Source organism: Streptomyces sp. NBC_00435, assembly GCF_036014235.1.
Classification (GTDB): domain Bacteria; phylum Actinomycetota; class Actinomycetes; order Streptomycetales; family Streptomycetaceae; genus Streptomyces.
The window spans coordinates 3,047,657-3,062,893 of the sequence record NZ_CP107924.1 but is presented as its reverse complement, the minus strand read 5'-3'; the positions used below and the strand labels follow the sequence as shown (position 1 = coordinate 3,062,893).

Sequence of the window (15,237 nt, the reverse complement as noted above, 5' to 3'; positions counted from 1 at the left end):
CGAATGGATCCGTCGGTGTTGCGCCCCTTTCCGCCCCCTCGACCGGGAGAACTCCTATGGCCCCCCGCATCCTCCTGGCCCGCCACGGCCAGACGGCGTGGTCCCAGCTCGGCAAGCACACCGGACGCACGGACGTGCCCCTGCTGGAGGAGGGCAGGCGCGGAGCGAAACTGCTCGGCGAGCGCCTCGCCCGCGCTCCGTGGGCGAGCCTGCGCGGCCTGGAGGTGCGCACCAGTCCGCTTCTCCGGGCGAGCGAGAGCTGCGACCTGGCCGGCTTCGGCATCCAGGCGGAGCCGTGGGACGCGCTGATGGAGTGGGACTACGGCGACTACGAGGGGATGACCCCGGCCGAGATCCAGGCGGTCCGGCCGGGCTGGCTGATCTGGCGCGACGGGGTGCCGGGCGGCGAGTCCGTCGCGGACGTCTCGGCCCGCGCGGACGAGGTCGTCACCTGGGCCCGTTCGGCCGAGCGCGACGTCCTCGTCTTCGCGCACGGCCACATCCTGCGCACCCTGGCCGCGCGCTGGCTCGGCTTCGACGCCTCCTTCGGCGCCCGCATCCGCCTGGAGCCGACCTCCCTGTCGGTCCTGGGCTGGGCGTACGGGGCACCCGCGCTGGAGCGCTGGAACGACACGGGCCACCTGGACGCGTAGCGGCCGGGCGCACATGCGGGCTGACGCCGGCCGGATCCGGCCGCTCCGGCAATGGAGGGGCGGAGCCCCGGGGGCCTCGGGCGCGGCGTCCCCTACCGCCCGGCCCCCGTAGGGTCACGCCGACGCGTGCCGGGTGAGGAACGCGCCCACCCGCGGGGAGCGCTGGTGGGGGATCAGGGTGCGGACCGTGGCCGCCAGCATGGACTGGATGCGGGTCGACTGGACCTCGTTCAGCAGCTCCAGCACCCGGCCACCCGCCCAGGCGGCCTCGTCGGGGGCGCCGGCGTGGGCCAGGTTGTCAGCCAGCTCGGCGGTGTAGAGGGCGACGTTGCGGGCGAAGTGCGGATCCTGGAGGTCCGCCGCCCGTCGGGCGTGCCGGGCCGCGCGGGCGTGCTCGCCGAGCGCGGCCCAGCACCGGGACTCCAGGGACTCCAGCTCGGCCTCGCCGAAGAAGGACATCCATTCGGGGTCCGCCCCCGCCTCACCGCGCGAGAACTCCGTGTGGGCCCGGGTCAGCGCCTCCTCGCACGCCTTGCGGTCGGCCAGCCCCGCCCAGCCACCGGCCTCGCGCAGGGCGAGCAGCGACAGGAGTCGCGGGGAACCGAGCGAGCGGGCGGCCCGGCGGCCCGCCTGGGCCGCCCGTACCGATTCGCGGGGGCGGCCGCAGTCCCGGGCGAGGAACGCCATGTTGCTGAAGGCGTGCGCCTCCAGGGCGTCGTCCCCGGAGACCCGGGCCGTGGCGAGCGCCTCCGCGTAGTGCGAGCGGGCGTCGTCGAAGCGGCCCGAGTCGTGCGCGAGCCAGCCCACCGAGATGGCCAGCTCTCCCGCGCCCGCGTGCAGCCGGTCCTCGGTGGACTGCCGGGTCGCTCCCGCGTCGAGCAGCGCGTAGGCGGTGCGCAGGGGTTCCGCGGCCCGCCGGTACAGGGCGTCCGCCCCGTGCCGGTCGTCCAGCAGCCGGATCTGGCGTACGGCCTCCTCGACCGCGGCCGCCTCGGACTCGCCGGCGCGGTGGGGGAGGCGGCGGGTGTCGCCGAGCAGGGTGAGGCTGAGGGTGGCGGCCGCCACGGTCGCGGAGCCGCCCGCCATGAACGCGCGACGCAGCACGTCGCTCTCCCTGGAACGAGAAGCGGACGAGGAGGAAGCGGAGGGCGCGGCGGAAGCGCAAGGAGCGGAGGCGGGGGCGGTGCGCCGGGTGAAGGGGGAGAAGGACGAGACCTGCTCGCGCTGGGCCAGCCGGCCGCGGACCGTCTCGCGCGGGGAGAACCCGAGATCGGCCAGGGTGCGGCCGGGGAACATGTGGAGGAAGACCCGCTCGTAGGCGTAGTTGGGGCAGCGGATCTCGCCGGACTCGACCCGGCCGATGTAACGGGCGTCGCAGGAAACCGTTTCTCCGATTTCCTTCGCCGCCCTGCGCACCATCGCGGCGAACTCGGCCGGGGAGTGCTGACCGCGCAGCCGCCGGAAGGGGGAGTTGGGTGAGTGGGGGGACGCCGCCATGGACGTGGCCTCTCTGGGGCAGGGACGCGCTGCCGGTGACTGTGCTGAGTGGAGACAGACGGGTGTCCGGCGGGCATGAACGTACCGCCAGCGGTGGCGGGTTGACTCGGTGTTTGGCTACAAAACGGATATCTCACCCACGATCCGCCATGAACTGCCATCCTTTGCAGCGTCTTGCCACCGCACCTGTTGACGTCCCCGTGCGTTGAACCCATGCGGAGTGGGAGGAAGCCCGCCGGCTTCCAGGACCGCTCTCGCGAGGCTCGTACGCGGATCGATGGAGGGGTTCCCTTGGTGGAGGCCGGCATGGAGAGCACGGATACGAACACCGTGCGCGAGCCGGGAGCGCCCGTGCTGACCGGAGCGCCCCTCATGACCGGAGAGCCGCTGGGCGCCGACGCCCCGGACCTGGTCACCGTGCCCACCCGGCAGGGTCTGGAGGCGGTGGACATCATCCGCCGGACCGCCGGGCAGGCCAGTTGCGCGGGCGGCGTGGGCCCGGTCCTGCACGACGGGTCCGGCAGCACCCTCGGCTTCCTCGTCCCGCCGGGCACCGCCGACGCCTGGGACCTCCCGGGCAGCGCCTGTACGCAGACCAACGGGCGCGGCATGCGCTTCGGCGACGCCTCGCCCGCCGCGGGCGGCACCGGCTGGCTGCTGCCGCCGGACGCGGTCGGGCCGGTCACCGACCCGGAGGTGCTGCGCGCGGCGCTGGGCGAGGCGGCCCGGCTGATCGAGGCCGCGGACAACTGCCGCTGACGGCTGACGGCTGACGGCTGACGGCTGACCAGCGCCGGTGACGGTCACCCACGACTGCCGCCGCGGCTTCCCAGGCCCTGACCAGCGATAATGGGGGCGTGGCAGGCAAAGGCAAGGACAAGCGGCGCGGGCAGGGCACTTCCGGGGCGGTCGTCGGGCAGGTGGACGGCGGCCGGGCGGAGCTGGAGCCTGACCGGGAGCGGCCGCGCGCCTGGACCCTGCTGATCGACGGCGCCCCGCAGTCGCACGTGGACCTGGACGACCCCGGGTACCTGGACTTCTCCTACCAGCGCCGGATCGGCCACCTGATCGATCTCGTCGCACCCGCCCGCCAGCCGCTGAACGTGCTCCACCTCGGCGGCGGAGCCTTCACCCTGGCGCGATACACGGCCGCCTCCCGCCCCCGCTCCACGCAGCAGATCGTCGAGATCGACGCCGGACTGGTGGCCTTCGTGCGCGAGCACCTGCCGCTGGACCCCCAGGCGCGGGTCCGGGTCCGGGCGGTCGACGCCCGGGCGGGACTGGCCAAGATCCCGGACGGCTGGGCCGACCTGGTCGTCGCGGACGTGTTCAGCGGCGCCCGCACCCCCGCCCACCTGACGAGCGCCGAGTTCCTGGACGACGTACGCCGGGCCCTGGCACCGGGCGGCTGGTACGTGGCGAACCTCGCGGACGGTCCGCCGCTGGCCCACCTGCGGGGACAGATCGCGACGGCCGCGTCCCGGTTCGCGGAGCTCGCGCTGGCCGCCGATCCCGTGGTGTGGCGGGGGAAGCGCTTCGGCAACGCCGTGCTGGTGGCCGCGGACCGGGAGCTGCCCGTGGCGGAGTTCACCCGCCGGGTCGCGAGCGATCCGCACCCCGGCCGGGTCGAGCACGGCCGGGCCCTGGCGGACTTCGCGGGCGGCGCGGCGCCGGTCGCCGACGCCTCGGCGGTGGCCTCGCCGCAGCCGCCGCCGTCCGTCTTCCGCTGACCCTGACGACGGGCCCTACGGATCCACGATCTCCACCAGCGGCGGGTGGTCGTGCCAGGTGCAGAACACCGACACCTCGCGCCCGTCGCGGGTGAAGGTGACGCGGATCCAGGACGGCTGCTTCCACACCTGCATCCGCCACCCGGCCGACGGGGTCGCCGAGACCAGCTCGGCGGAGGTGGCACCGAGACCGAAGACGACGCGGCCGCCCGAGACGCTGTACGCCTTCACGTCCTCGTTCCCGGCCCCGCGCCGGGGCTGGGGCGGGGCCGGCGGGGCGGGCCTGGCGGAGGAGGGCGAGGCGGGCGGCGAGGACGGCGACGAGGGGGAGACGGAGGGCGAGGGCGACCGTTCCGGCGGCGGGGCGGCCCGGTGCGTGGAGGAGGAGAGGGGCTGCGTCGCCAGCGGCACCGCGAGCGGCGGATCGTAGGCCGTACCGGACATGACCGAGTGCACGCCCCACCACGACAGCGTGACCGCCGCCCCGGTGGCCAGCGTCCACGCACCCGCATGTACAAGTCCTCGTCGCATCGGGGGACATACTGCCCCACCCGTCCCAGACCTGGACCGGCACCCCGCCACGTCCCCCGAATGGGCTACCGTGCGGGCCATGGCTAGTGTGCTCGTGGTCGAGGACGACCAGTTCGTACGTTCCGCCCTCATCCGGCACCTGACCGAGGCCTCGCACACCGTGCGCAGCGTCGGCACCGCCCTGGAGGCCCTGCGCGAGGTCGCCCACAACCGATTCGACCTGGTCATCCTCGACCTCGGGCTGCCGGACCTGGACGGGGCCGAGGCGCTGAAGATGCTGCGCGGGATCACCGATGTGCCCGTCCTCATCGCGACCGCCCGCGACGACGAGGCGGAGATAGTCCGGCTGCTCAACGACGGCGCCGACGACTACCTGACCAAACCTTTCTCCGTGGAGCACCTCTCCGCCCGGATGGCCGCCGTCCTGCGCCGCGCCCGCACCGCCGCCGGCTCCGAACCGCCCTCCCGGGTCCTTCGCGTCGGCGGCCTCGCCATCGATCCGCTGCGCCGCCAGGCCGAGCTGGACGGGACCGTACTGGACCTCACGCGGCGCGAGTTCGACCTGCTCGCCTTCCTCGCCGGGCGGCCCGGTGTGGTCGTGGCCCGCCGGGAGCTGCTCGCCGAGGTCTGGCAGCAGTCGTACGGCGACGACCAGACCATCGACGTCCACCTGTCGTGGCTGCGCCGCAAGCTCGGCGAGACCGCCGCCAGCCCGCGCTACCTGCACACGCTGCGGGGTGTCGGGGTCAAGCTGGAGCCGCCGCGGTGAGCGGCGCACGCGAGGCCGCCGGGCCGCCGACGTCCACGACGGCCGCACCGCCGCTCCGGGCGGGCGCAGAAGCGAGCCGTCGGAGATGAGATGGGCCCTGGTGAAGGTGTGCCTCGCGGTCACCGTCATGGTGGTCGTGGCCTTCGCCGTACCGCTCGGGCTGGTCGTCCAGGAGATGGCCAGCGACCGGGCGATCTCCAACGCCGAGCGGCAGGCCGCCACCATCGCGCCGACGCTGTCGATCACCACCGACCCGGTGCAGCTGCGCAAGGCCGTGGAGACCACGCAGATGGGCGCCGCCCGGCGGATGGCCGTGCACGTACCGGCGGTCGGGGGCAGCCCGCGCGTGGAGGTCGGCGAGGGCTCGGCCGGCGAGCGTGCCGTCGCCGAGACCCGGCGGATCGGGCGGGCCTCCACGGTCCCGGTGGCGGGCGGGGGCTTCGCGCTGCTCCAGCCCGTCGCGCTGGGCTCCGGCGACATCGCGGTGGTGGAGATCCTCGTTCCGGAGAGCGAGGTCAGCAACGGGGTCGCCACCGCCTGGGTGGTCCTCGCGGGCGTCGGACTCGCCCTGGTGGTGGGCTCGGTGGCGGTCGCGGACCGGCTCGGCGCCCGCCTGGTGCGGCCGGCCGAGCGGCTGGCGGACGCCGCGCACCGGCTGGGTGAGGGGCGGCTCGGGGCGCGGGTGCCGGAGGAGGGGCCGAAGGAACTCCGCCAGGCCGCCGTCGCGTTCAACTCGATGGCCGATCAGGTGGTGGAACTCCTGGCCAACGAGCGCGAGCTGGCCGCCGACCTCTCGCACCGGCTGCGGACCCCGCTGACGGTGCTGCGGCTCAACGCCGCCTCGCTCGGCGAGGGACCGGCGGCCGAGCAGACCCGGGCGGCCGTGGAGCAGCTGGAGCGCGAGGTCGACACGATCATCCGTACCGCCCGCGAACAGCGGCCCGCCGCCGCGCAGGGACCGGGGGGCGGGGCGGGTTCGGCGGGCGCGGGCTGCGACGCCTCCGAGGTGATCCGCGACCGGATGGGCTTCTGGTCGGCGCTGGCGGAGGACGAGGGCCGCGAGGTGCGCCTCGCGGGGGTCGACCGTACGGTACGGATCCCCGTGGCCCGGCCGGAGCTCGCGGCCGCACTGGACGCGATGCTCGGCAACGTCTTCCGGCACACCGCGGAGGGCACCCCCTTCGCGGTGGACGTCCACGACGCCGGGGACGCGGTCATCGTGCTCGTCTCCGACGCGGGTGGCGGCATCGCCGATCCGGACGCCGCCCTGCGGCGCGGCAACGACGGCGGCCGCGACGGTTCCACGGGCCTGGGCCTGGACATCGTGCGCCGGGTCGCGGAGTCGACGGGCGGCGACGTGCGGCTGGGGCGTTCGGTGCTCGGCGGCACCGAAGTGCGGGTGTGGATCTCGCTGGACGGACGGTCGCGGGGCGAGTCGGCCCGCACCGGGCGCAGCCGGCGCAAGCGGCGGGGCAACTGACGTAACCCTGCGGTCGGCAGGGGCGCGCCGCGCGACCGGTATGTCCCCATGTCGATACGGTCCGCGCCATGGACACCCTCATCTTCGGCGGTCTTCTCGCCACCCTGATCGCGATGTACCGGGACGCCTCGCGGTTCGTCGTGCTCGGTGCCTGGTGGCTCATGCTCCTCGCGGTGATCCTGCTGATGGCGCACCACATCACCAGCAGCCTCGCCCTCACCCTGAGCTACTGACCGTGGCCGCGATGTCCAGCCTCCTCCCGGAGACGCCTCTGGAGGGCGGCCTGCTGGGCCGTGTGCAGTTCTGGTTCGCGTGCGTCTTCGCCATCGGCTGGACCGGGGTGGTCTGCGGCGGCCTCTTCTACCAGTTCGGGATGTGGGAGTACCCCTGCCCGCTCTGCATCGTGCAGCGGATGTTCATGCTGCTGGCGGCGATGGGGGCGGCCCACATCGTCCGCACGGCCCTGACCGACGGGGCGGTGACGGGCCGCGACTACATGATGGGCTGGGGGTTGGCGCTCGTCGCCCTGGTCGCGGGCTCCTTCGCCTCGTGGCGGCAGATGATGCTGCACGTCCTGCCGGGTGACAAGGGCTACGGCAGCGAGGTGTTCGGCCTGCACCTGTACGTATGGGCGTGGATCCTCTTCCAGGCCTCGGTCGTGGCGGTGGGCATCGTCCTGGCCTTCGCGCACGCCACCGCGGACCGGGTCGTGCCGGCGGAGGGGCCGGGTCCGTACCGCACGGTGGGGATGGTCGCGCTGTGGTTCCTGGGGCTGGTGATCGCCGTGAACGTCGTGGCCGTCTTCCTGGAGGAGGGCTTCCACTGGTTCCTGCCGGACGACCCGGGGCGCTACCAGTTCTTCTACGACGTGGGGATCCTGGACTAGCTGAGGTTGGCGCGGAGTTGATGCCGCGCGCGCGGGAATCCGTAGGAGCTGCTTGAGTGGGTGGGCTCGTCCATTGCTCGTCCACGGCTCTCCGCCGCTCCTCTCCGCCACGGCTCGTCCCCTCGCTCGTCCGTCCGCTCGTCCGCTCGTCCGCTCGCACTCGATGGGAAGCCGCCATGCGCTACGCAGTCCTCGGCACCGGGATCGTCGGCCGCACGGTGGCCTCCCGGCTGCTCTCCCTCGACCACGAGGTCGTCGTCGGCACCCGGGACCCCGGGGCCACCCTCGCCCGCACCGAGTACGCCGAGTGGCAGGCGGCCCACCCCGGGGCGGGCCTCGCCGGCTTCGCGGAGGCCGCGCGGCAGGGCGAGACGCTCGTCAACGCCACGGGCGGGCGGGTCAGCGTGGCCGCCCTGACGCAGGCGGACGCCGCGCACCTGGACGGCAAGGTCCTCATCGACATCGCGAACCCGTTGGACTTCTCGCACGGGTTCCCGCCGGGCCTCGACCCGGTGGACAGCGACAGTCTGGGCGAGCTGATCCAGCGGACCTTCCCCGGGCTGCGCGTGGTCAAGACGCTGAACACGATGAACTGCCAGGTCATGGTCGACCCGGCCAGGGTCCCCGGCGACCACACCGTCTTCCTCTCGGGTGAGGACGCCGAGGCCAAGAAGGCCGTACGGGAGCTCCTGTACTCCTTCGACTGGCGCGAGCACACCGTCATCGACCTGGGCGGGATCGAGACGGCGCGCGGTACGGAAATGCTGCTGCCGGTCTGGCTCCGGCTGATGGGGGCCCTCGGGCACACGGACTTCAACTTCCACATCCAGGGCGCGAACCGGGAGGGTTAGCCGCCGGTCTCGCAGGTGATGAACACGGAGGGCCTGGCGAGGACCCGGCGAGGACCTGGCGCCTGGCGGCCCTGCAGTCGCAGCACTGGGCCGTCTCCTTCGGATCTTGGTTCGCAGGCGCCCGCACGCTGCCGGCCCGCCCATATATTGGCGACGTGGACGAAGCCGAAGTGAGCGGCCAGGTGTGGAGGGACGAGGTTCGCGTGCGTCCGACCGCCGATCAGGATCGGGACGCGTTGGCCCGGCTTGTCGAGGTGGACATGGATCCCTTCGAAGTCGAGCTGTACGAGCGCGCGGCGGATCCCCAAGCGCTTTTCCTCGATCGCGCTCAGAGGTCGCAGGCTGGGCAGTACACCAGGCATGTACGGCGGCTTCGGGAGCGCCGACGGCGTCACGACAGTTGAGCGGTAGCCTTCCGATCATCTGATCGCTGGCCCGGTGCGTCGTTGACTGACGCGCAGTGGACACCTACCGAGCCGCGGCTGCCGGACCGGACACCTCGGAGGGGTGGGCGGCGGCGTGATCACCGGTAAGTGATCGACGCAATCGCGTTCATGTACCGCACCGGGACGCCGTGGATGGGCCTGCCCGAACACGTCGGCTCGTGGAAGGTCGCCCACAACCGCCTGCGCGTGTGGGCCGCGGACGGGACGTGGGCGAAGGTCTTCAACTACCGAAATCCACCTCGCCGCCGTCTTCGGCCGGTCAGCGAAGTGATCCGAAGGAAACGGCCTGGCCGGGCCCCGCCGTGCCGGGTCGGGGGGCCAGTACCCGGCCGGCGGCGGCCCATGCCACTACCGCGGAGGCGGCTGCCGCACCGCAGGACAGGGCGAAGGCCGCCCGGTGTCCGTACGCCTCGGCCAGCGGTCCGGCCACTGCCGCGGCCAGTGCCTGGCCGATGATCAGACCGCTGCCGGCCAGGGTCATCGCCTCACCCATCCGCTGCGCGGGGCCAGTGCGTTCCACGAGGCCGAAGAGGGCGATCAGGTGCGGGGCGACGGCCAGCCCGATGCCGGCGACGGCGAAGGCGGCCCCCCACGGGCCGGAGACGGCGAGCAGCGGCAGCGTCAGCAGGGCCTGGGCGGTGATGGTCAGGCGCAGCCGGACGCCCGGCGTGGCCGGACCGGGCCGGGCCACCGTCACGAAGCCGGCGATCGAGCTGGTCACGGCCATGGCGGACCAGACCAGCCCGGCGGAACCGGGGGAGCCGGCCGCTTCGGCGAGCGCGTTGACCCCGGTATTGGCGGCGCTCCACGAGGCGCCCTGCAGGACGGCCATGACGAACAGCAGGACCAGCCCCGCGGACCACAGTCGTACGTCGGCACGTGCGGCGGCGCCGCTTTCCGCCGGCCCGGGCGCTGTGGGATGCACGGCGAAGAGCGTCCCGAAGGCCAGGATCAGGCCGGCTGCGAGGACCAGGGCAGAGGCGGGATGCACGGTCACCGCGAGGATCCCGGCCAGCGCGGGCCCCACCACGAACCCGACCTCGTCGAGTGTGGTGTCGAACGAGATCGCGGCTGTGACCAGGGCCTTGTCGTCTCCGGCCAGCCGCGCCCAGCGGGCCCGGGCCAGCGGTCCGACCTGCGGCACCGTGAGGCCGGCGGCGACGGCGCACGCGATGCGGACGGGCAGCGGCAGCCCGCCGAGGACGGCGGCGACGAGGGCGAGGAGCACGGTGGCGTTGGCGGCGCAGGCGAGCAGCAGGACGGGTCGGTGACCGTGCCGGTCGGCCAGCCGGCCGATGACCGGACCGCCGAGGGCCTGGCCGAGCCAGAGGGCGGCGGCGACCGTGCCGGCGTCGCCGATGCCGTCGCGTTCGTTGATGAGCAGCAGCGTCCCGATGGGGCACAGCGCGGCGGGGAGTCGCGCGAGGAACCCGTAGAGGGGGAGGGCGCCGCCGCCGAGGGCCAGGATCCCGCGGAAGCCCGCGGGGGCGGGCGGGTGAGGCGGCGCGAGCGGGGGTGGGGAAGGGGACACGGACAACCTCCAGCCGCACGCCGACCCTCCCGTTTCTCCGGCGCGCGTTGTTGCCCGTTGGGCCGGAGGTTAGCGGCGGAACGACCGGTTCGGTAGACGCGGTCCGCCCGTGGCGTGCAGGCGTGCGGGGGCTGTCAGTCGGTGTCGCCCGAGGCCAGGCGCTTGGCCTGGGCACGGCCGACTTCGGCGGCGCGGTGGAGGTAGTCGGCGATGACGGTGAGTTCGGTGTCGGAGTAGCTCTGCAGGACGGCGCCGAAGGCGCGGCCGGGGGTCTCCCAGGCGGCGCCGATCCGGTCGCGGGCGGCGGGCGCGAGGGAGACGAGGGAGCGGCGGCGGTCGTTCGGGTCGGAGTGGCGTTCGACGATGCCGGCCTTGACCATGCGGTCGACGAGCCGGGTGGCGGATCCCGAGGTCAGGCCGGTGAGGCGGGCGATGTCACCGGTGCTGACCGGGCCGGGCTCCATGTCGAGGAGCGAGACGCACTGCATGTCGGTGGGGTGCAGGCCGACGTGGTCGGCCATGGCCTGGTTGAAGAGTGAGTAGTCGGCGTAGTGCCGCTGGCTCTCGGTGACGATGCGCGCGAGCAGCTCGGCGCGGGTCCACTCATCACTCGAACGAGCGTAATCGGTTGACATCGGCTTCTCCGTGCTTCAAATTTGTCTGTGTGGCGCAGAGATTGCGCCACACAGAATCTGCGTCACATGACCAGTCTAGAACAGGAAGATGCCATGTCGAAGATCCTCGTCACCGGTGGCCGCGGGGCCGTCGCCCGCGGTCTCTCCTCCCTCCTCACTGCCCACGGTGTCCCACACCGCCTCGCATCCCGCGAGCCCGACAAACCCGGCACCGTCCACTGCGACCTCTCCGATCCCGCCACCTTCCCGGGTGCCCTCGCCGGAGTCCGCTCCGTCTTCCTCTACGCCGAGGCCTCCGCCGTCGACGCCTTCGTGAAGGAGGCGGTCAGCGCCGGCGTCGAGCACGTCGTCCTCCTGTCCTCCTCCTCGGTCCTCGCACCCGACGCCGCCGACAGCCCCCTGGCCGTGTCCCACCTCGCGGTGGAGCGGGCCCTGCTCGCCTCCCCGCTGCGCACGACATTGCTGCGCCCCGGGTCCTTCGCGAGCAATGCCTTCGGCTGGGCCTGGTCGCTGAAATCGGGCCGCCCGGTCCACCTGCCCTACCCGGGCGCCTACTGCGACCCGGTCCACGAGACCGACCTCGCCGAAGCGGCCTTCGCGGTTCTCGCCGACCCGTCCCTCGGAGCTCGCGCGTACACCCTGACCGGGCCGCAGACCCTGACCTTCGCCGCGCAGCTGGCGATACTGGGCGACGTGATCGGCCACCACATACCCTTCGAGCCCGTCTCGCGCGACCAGTGGAAGTCCGAGGTCGACGGATTCATACCGGGCCCGTACGCCGAGGCCCTGCTCGACTTCTGGGCCGCCGCCGACGGTCTCCCGGTCGACCTCACCGACGCGGTCGAGCGCCTCACGGGTCACGCGCCGCGCACGTTCGCCACCTGGGCGGCGGACCACGCGGACGCTTTCCGGCAACAGAGCTAGTGGCCCCGCCCGGCCGTCGCCAGGGCCGGCAGCGTCAGTGGGATGAGGGCGAGCACCCCCATCACGACCCACCCGGCAACCGTCACCGGGCGGGTGCGGCCGGCCAGGTAGTCCTCGGAGCGGCGCAGCAGCCAGCAGGCGAACCACACGCCGAAGGCGCCGGCCGTCGCCGGAAGCAGGCCAGGCCCATGGAGACCGCGGTGATGCGTCCTCGCCAGACGGTCGCCGTCACGAGACCGCTCTTGACCATGCGGATGAGCAGCGGGGAGTCGGTGGGGAAGCCCACGGACACGGGGGAGTGGGCTCCGGCGGAGAGACGGGCCTCGTAGTGGGAGCCGCGGCCGTTGGAGATCACCGTGCCGGTCACGTGGTACGGGACGAGCCGGAGGCAGCCCGTGTCCTCGGGAGGCGCGGTGGCCGGGCAGGGGCGGGCCGAGGGCGGGACCGCCAGTGCGGCCGGCGGCGCGAAGTGGCGTGCCTGAAGCGCGTGTGATCCCCCGATGGCGGCCGGGGTCCCGGCGTGCCGACGGGCAGGTTACGGGAGGACCTGGGGGGACGGAACCGCCGGGTGTCGGCAGTCTCCGAAGCCGCCCGGTGCCGGGTCACGGCACATGGCCCCCGGCCGGGGCCGCCGATGGCGGTGCGTGCTAGCGTCCGCCGATTGATCAAATGCATGGGGGGATTGTGCGAAGAGTTATGAGCATCGGCGCCGCGGTGGCGCTGTTCGTCACCGGTGGCCTCGTGGGTGCGGGAAGCGCCATGGCGGCCGGGGACCCGACGTTCTACTTCGACCCGGTCACGGACAAGGTCCTGATGCCGGGCGAGGGGCGGGTCTGGCTGTCACCGTCGGGCGGGGGCGGGCAGAACGACGGGCAGCCCGACGGTACGTACGTCTACGTACTGAGCAAGAAGCCGCTCACGGACGCCGGCTGGTCCGGCGGCGGGGTGCCGGCCGGGCTGACCGTGGACCCGACGGACGGCTGCGCGCCGAAGGCCGGGATCGCCGGCGTGTACCTGTGCGACCTGAAGGGGTGGAACAACCCGGCCCCCGAACTGTCTGCCGCGAGCGCGACGGTGGACGGTGCGACGGCCTACTACGGCCTCGTCTACGTACCGCGCGGGCAGAGCGTCGACGCGGGCATCAAGGAGGCGCAGACCGCGGGCTCGCAGGCCGTCGGTCCGCGTCGGGCGCACGCGACGGTCACCGTGAAGACCAAGGCGCACGTCGCGCAGAACACCGTCGCGATGTCGACGCCGCCACTGCCGGCCGGTGGCTCCGTGCAGCACACGGTGAAGCTCCACGCGGTCGACAAGGGCAAGCTGGCACTGGGCATGTCCGCGGCGCCGGGCTTCCGTCGCTGGGACGACGGCGAGCTGAAGGTCGCCGTCGAGAGTGCCGACGCGGCCGGCGCCGACGGTGCCGAGTGCAACCACTCGACCGGCGACGGCGGTGGGGTCTGGTGCGACATCAAGAAGCCCGGGGACTACACGGTCACCTACAAGCTGAAGGCGGAAGCCACGGCTCCGGCCTGGCGGCTGCGCATCGAAGCGGTCTACGAGGTGTACAGCTTCGGCACCGGTAACCCGGAGAAGACGGCGGACTTCGCGGTCGCCAGCCCGATCCCGGTGACCGAGCGCTTCCGGGTCCTGGCCCGGAGCGCGGACGGCGACCTGTGGGACTACCGCAGCACCGGCAAGGTGCCGGACGCGTTCGTTCCGGTGGATCCGGTCGGCGGCAGCCCGGAGTGGAACCAGTACTCGGCGCTGACCCGGCTGGGGCCGGTGACCGTACAGAGCACCGGGCCGGGCGCGGTGGCGCGGGACAAGGCCGGAGTGCTGTGGTTCTACCCGACGTCCGGTGACGGCGCCGTCTACAAGGACCGGCTGAGGGTCGGTGGCGGCTGGAACATCTACAGCACGCTGGTCGGCGCCTCGGACCTGACCGGCGACAAGAAGGCGGACCTGCTGGCGCGGGACACCGCGGGCACCCTGTGGCTGTACGCGGGCACCGGAGTGGACTCGAAGCCGCTCGCCTCCAGGGTGAAGATCGGCGGGGGCTGGAACATCTTCGACACGCTCGTGGGCGGCACCGATGTGACCGGTGACGGCAAGGCCGACCTGGTGGCCCGGGACCCCGCCGGCAAGCTGTGGCTCTACCAGGGGACCGGCACGGCGGCGAAGCCGCTCGCCGGTCGGGTGCAGATCGGCACCGGCTGGCAGATCTACGACTCCCTGCTGTCCCCGGGTGACCTGAATTCGGACGGCAAGGCCGATCTCGTGGCGCGCGACGCCGCGGGCGCGCTCTGGTTCTACCGGGGCACGGGCGTCGCCACCAAGCCGTTCGCGGCTCGGGTGAAGGTCGCCACCGGCTTCGAGAGGTACAACCTGCTGTTCTGACAAAGGCGAAGGGCCCCGCTCCGCTTTCGCGGAACGGGGCCCTCTCGCAGGGTGAGTGACGGGACTTGAACCCGCGGCCACCTGGACCACAACCAGGTGCTCTACCAACTGAGCTACACCCACCATGTCCGGACGGAAAACCGACCGGCCGAAGAAAAGGGTACAGGGTCCGGGAGGGTGCTCGCTCCCTCCTTTCCCCGTGCCCGCCTCCGGGGGTGCTACGCGCCGGGGACCACGTGCTTGGCGGCGATGGTCCGCGCCGTGTCCGAGTCCGGTCCGGGCTGCGGCACGAAGACCGCCTCCCGGTAGTAGCGCAGCTCGGCGATGGACTCCTTGATGTCCGCGAGCGCCCGGTGGTTGCCGTTCTTCGGGGGGCTGTTGAAGTACGCGCGCGGGTACCACCGGCGCGCCAGCTCCTTGATCGAGGACACGTCCACGATCCGGTAGTGCAGGTACCCCTCCAGGGCGGCCATGTCGCGCAGCAGGAAGCCGCGGTCGGTGCCGACCGTGTTTCCGCAGAGCGGGGCCTTGCGCGGTTCCTTGACGTGTTCCCGTACGTAGGCCAGGACCTGTGCCTCGGCGTCCGCGAGGGTGGTCCCGCCGGCCAGCTCGTCGAGCAGGCCGGAAGAGGTGTGCATCTCGCGCACCACGTCGGGCATGGTCTCCAGGGCCGCGTCCGGCGGGCGGATCACAATGTCCACGCCTTCGCCGAGCACGTTGAGCTCCGAGTCGGTGACCAGTGCGGCCACCTCGATAAGTGCGTCGTCCGTCAACGAGAGCCCGGTCATCTCGCAGTCGATCCACACCATGCGATCGTTCATGTGCCCCACCTTATGCGGAAGGTCCCCCGTATCGGTGACCACCGATACGGGGGACCTTCCCAGGACCTTCTCCGGGCAGGCCCGGC

At 73.0% G+C, this 15,237-nt stretch carries 17 protein-coding genes, 1 tRNA gene and 1 pseudogene; 12 read left to right on the top strand and 7 right to left on the bottom strand.

Features of this window, described 5'->3' with window-relative positions; all coding sequences use genetic code 11:
* Positions 1-56: 56 nt before the first annotated feature.
* Positions 57-653: a histidine phosphatase family protein gene (locus OG389_RS14060; RefSeq protein WP_328298823.1), complete on the top strand. Its 597-nt coding sequence runs from the start codon at positions 57-59 to the stop codon at positions 651-653.
* 114 nt (positions 654-767) lie between these two features.
* On the opposite strand, the gene OG389_RS14055 is transcribed toward OG389_RS14060, so the two are convergent.
* Positions 768-2,150 (bottom strand): tetratricopeptide repeat protein, encoded by a 1,383-nt coding sequence (locus tag OG389_RS14055; protein ID WP_328298822.1) that lies wholly within the window; start codon positions 2,148-2,150, stop codon positions 768-770.
* Positions 2,151-2,456: 306 nt separating this feature from the next.
* Here OG389_RS14055 and OG389_RS14050 point away from each other — a divergent pair, with 306 nt between their 5' ends.
* On the top strand, positions 2,457-2,909 hold the full coding sequence (locus OG389_RS14050; protein ID WP_443059267.1) for a hypothetical protein: 453 nt from the start codon (positions 2,457-2,459) through the stop codon (positions 2,907-2,909).
* A gap of 98 nt (positions 2,910-3,007) precedes the next feature.
* Positions 3,008-3,880 (top strand): spermidine synthase, encoded by an 873-nt coding sequence (locus tag OG389_RS14045; RefSeq protein ID WP_328298821.1) that lies wholly within the window; start codon positions 3,008-3,010, stop codon positions 3,878-3,880.
* Between the two features lie 15 nt (positions 3,881-3,895).
* Here the strand turns inward: OG389_RS14045 and OG389_RS14040 are convergent, their stop codons facing one another.
* A complete protein-coding gene (locus tag OG389_RS14040) occupies positions 3,896-4,411 on the bottom strand; it encodes a hypothetical protein (protein ID WP_328298820.1) in 516 nt (171 codons plus the stop codon).
* Positions 4,412-4,490: 79 nt separating this feature from the next.
* Here OG389_RS14040 and OG389_RS14035 point away from each other — a divergent pair, with 79 nt between their 5' ends.
* The 7 genes and pseudogenes from OG389_RS14035 to OG389_RS36770 all read left to right on the top strand — a co-directional run.
* Positions 4,491-5,180: a response regulator transcription factor gene (locus OG389_RS14035; protein ID WP_328298819.1), complete on the top strand. Its 690-nt coding sequence runs from the start codon at positions 4,491-4,493 to the stop codon at positions 5,178-5,180.
* Between the two features lie 85 nt (positions 5,181-5,265).
* Positions 5,266-6,660 (top strand): sensor histidine kinase, encoded by a 1,395-nt coding sequence (locus tag OG389_RS14030; RefSeq protein ID WP_328298818.1) that lies wholly within the window; start codon positions 5,266-5,268, stop codon positions 6,658-6,660.
* Between the two features lie 68 nt (positions 6,661-6,728).
* The gene (locus OG389_RS14025) at positions 6,729-6,893 is read left to right on the top strand and encodes a DUF5993 family protein (RefSeq protein WP_328298817.1); all 165 of its coding nucleotides are present in this window, start codon (positions 6,729-6,731) and stop codon (positions 6,891-6,893) included.
* A gap of 11 nt (positions 6,894-6,904) precedes the next feature.
* Positions 6,905-7,546 (top strand): disulfide bond formation protein B, encoded by a 642-nt coding sequence (locus tag OG389_RS14020; RefSeq protein WP_328298816.1) that lies wholly within the window; start codon positions 6,905-6,907, stop codon positions 7,544-7,546.
* Between the two features lie 176 nt (positions 7,547-7,722).
* Positions 7,723-8,397 carry an NADPH-dependent F420 reductase gene (locus tag OG389_RS14015; RefSeq protein ID WP_328298815.1) on the top strand — a complete coding sequence of 225 codons (675 nt, stop codon included), beginning with the start codon at positions 7,723-7,725 and terminating at the stop codon, positions 8,395-8,397.
* Between the two features lie 155 nt (positions 8,398-8,552).
* The gene (locus OG389_RS14010) at positions 8,553-8,801 is read left to right on the top strand and encodes a hypothetical protein (RefSeq protein WP_328298814.1); all 249 of its coding nucleotides are present in this window, start codon (positions 8,553-8,555) and stop codon (positions 8,799-8,801) included.
* 129 nt (positions 8,802-8,930) lie between these two features.
* Positions 8,931-9,053, top strand: a pseudogene (locus OG389_RS36770) (transposase); the annotation flags it as partial.
* A gap of 49 nt (positions 9,054-9,102) precedes the next feature.
* On the opposite strand, the gene OG389_RS14005 reads toward OG389_RS36770, so the two are convergent.
* Entirely contained in the window at positions 9,103-10,374 is a 1,272-nt protein-coding gene (locus OG389_RS14005) for an MFS transporter (protein ID WP_328298813.1), read from the bottom strand.
* A gap of 134 nt (positions 10,375-10,508) precedes the next feature.
* The gene (locus OG389_RS14000; RefSeq protein ID WP_328298812.1) at positions 10,509-11,009 is read right to left on the bottom strand and encodes a MarR family winged helix-turn-helix transcriptional regulator; all 501 of its coding nucleotides are present in this window, start codon (positions 11,007-11,009) and stop codon (positions 10,509-10,511) included.
* Positions 11,010-11,102: 93 nt separating this feature from the next.
* Between OG389_RS14000 and OG389_RS13995 the strand changes: the two genes are divergently transcribed.
* Positions 11,103-11,933 carry an NAD(P)H-binding protein gene (locus OG389_RS13995; protein ID WP_328298811.1) on the top strand — a complete coding sequence of 277 codons (831 nt, stop codon included), beginning with the start codon at positions 11,103-11,105 and terminating at the stop codon, positions 11,931-11,933.
* On the opposite strand, the gene OG389_RS13990 is transcribed toward OG389_RS13995, so the two are convergent.
* Positions 11,930-12,082: a hypothetical protein gene (locus OG389_RS13990; RefSeq protein WP_328298810.1), complete on the bottom strand. Its 153-nt coding sequence runs from the start codon at positions 12,080-12,082 to the stop codon at positions 11,930-11,932. The two genes, OG389_RS13995 and OG389_RS13990, sit on opposite strands and share 4 nt — an antisense overlap.
* Positions 12,083-12,629: 547 nt before the next feature.
* Between OG389_RS13990 and OG389_RS13985 the strand changes: the two genes are divergently transcribed.
* Positions 12,630-14,330, top strand: coding sequence for an FG-GAP repeat domain-containing protein (locus OG389_RS13985; RefSeq protein WP_328298809.1), 1,701 nt, complete (start codon positions 12,630-12,632; stop codon positions 14,328-14,330).
* A gap of 50 nt (positions 14,331-14,380) precedes the next feature.
* Here the strand turns inward: OG389_RS13985 and OG389_RS13980 are convergent.
* Positions 14,381-14,453: transfer RNA gene (locus tag OG389_RS13980), tRNA-His, on the bottom strand.
* A 95-nt stretch (positions 14,454-14,548) separates the two neighbouring features.
* Positions 14,549-15,151 carry an oligoribonuclease gene (gene orn / locus OG389_RS13975; RefSeq protein ID WP_266877785.1) on the bottom strand — a complete coding sequence of 201 codons (603 nt, stop codon included), beginning with the start codon at positions 15,149-15,151 and terminating at the stop codon, positions 14,549-14,551.
* Positions 15,152-15,237: the final 86 nt, after the last annotated feature.

What these genes read in the sequence shown, in the direction of transcription:
- OG389_RS14060 (WP_328298823.1), top strand. Translation starts at nt 57, where the DNA reads ATGGCCCCCCGCATCCTCCTGGCCCGCCACGGCCAGACGGCGTGGTCC.
- OG389_RS14030 (WP_328298818.1), top strand. Translation starts at nt 5,266, where the DNA reads ATGAGATGGGCCCTGGTGAAGGTGTGCCTCGCGGTCACCGTCATGGTG.
- OG389_RS14000 (WP_328298812.1), bottom strand. Translation starts at nt 11,009, where the DNA reads ATGTCAACCGATTACGCTCGTTCGAGTGATGAGTGGACCCGCGCCGAG.
- OG389_RS14035 (WP_328298819.1), top strand. Translation starts at nt 4,491, where the DNA reads ATGGCTAGTGTGCTCGTGGTCGAGGACGACCAGTTCGTACGTTCCGCC.
- OG389_RS14020 (WP_328298816.1), top strand. Translation starts at nt 6,905, where the DNA reads ATGTCCAGCCTCCTCCCGGAGACGCCTCTGGAGGGCGGCCTGCTGGGC.
- OG389_RS14015 (WP_328298815.1), top strand. Translation starts at nt 7,723, where the DNA reads ATGCGCTACGCAGTCCTCGGCACCGGGATCGTCGGCCGCACGGTGGCC.
- OG389_RS13995 (WP_328298811.1), top strand. Translation starts at nt 11,103, where the DNA reads ATGTCGAAGATCCTCGTCACCGGTGGCCGCGGGGCCGTCGCCCGCGGT.
- OG389_RS14055 (WP_328298822.1), bottom strand. Translation starts at nt 2,150, where the DNA reads ATGGCGGCGTCCCCCCACTCACCCAACTCCCCCTTCCGGCGGCTGCGC.
- OG389_RS14025 (WP_328298817.1), top strand. Translation starts at nt 6,729, where the DNA reads ATGGACACCCTCATCTTCGGCGGTCTTCTCGCCACCCTGATCGCGATG.
- OG389_RS14040 (WP_328298820.1), bottom strand. Translation starts at nt 4,411, where the DNA reads ATGCGACGAGGACTTGTACATGCGGGTGCGTGGACGCTGGCCACCGGG.
- orn (WP_266877785.1), bottom strand. Translation starts at nt 15,151, where the DNA reads ATGAACGATCGCATGGTGTGGATCGACTGCGAGATGACCGGGCTCTCG.
- OG389_RS13985 (WP_328298809.1), top strand. Translation starts at nt 12,630, where the DNA reads ATGAGCATCGGCGCCGCGGTGGCGCTGTTCGTCACCGGTGGCCTCGTG.
- OG389_RS14050 (WP_443059267.1), top strand. Translation starts at nt 2,457, where the DNA reads ATGGAGAGCACGGATACGAACACCGTGCGCGAGCCGGGAGCGCCCGTG.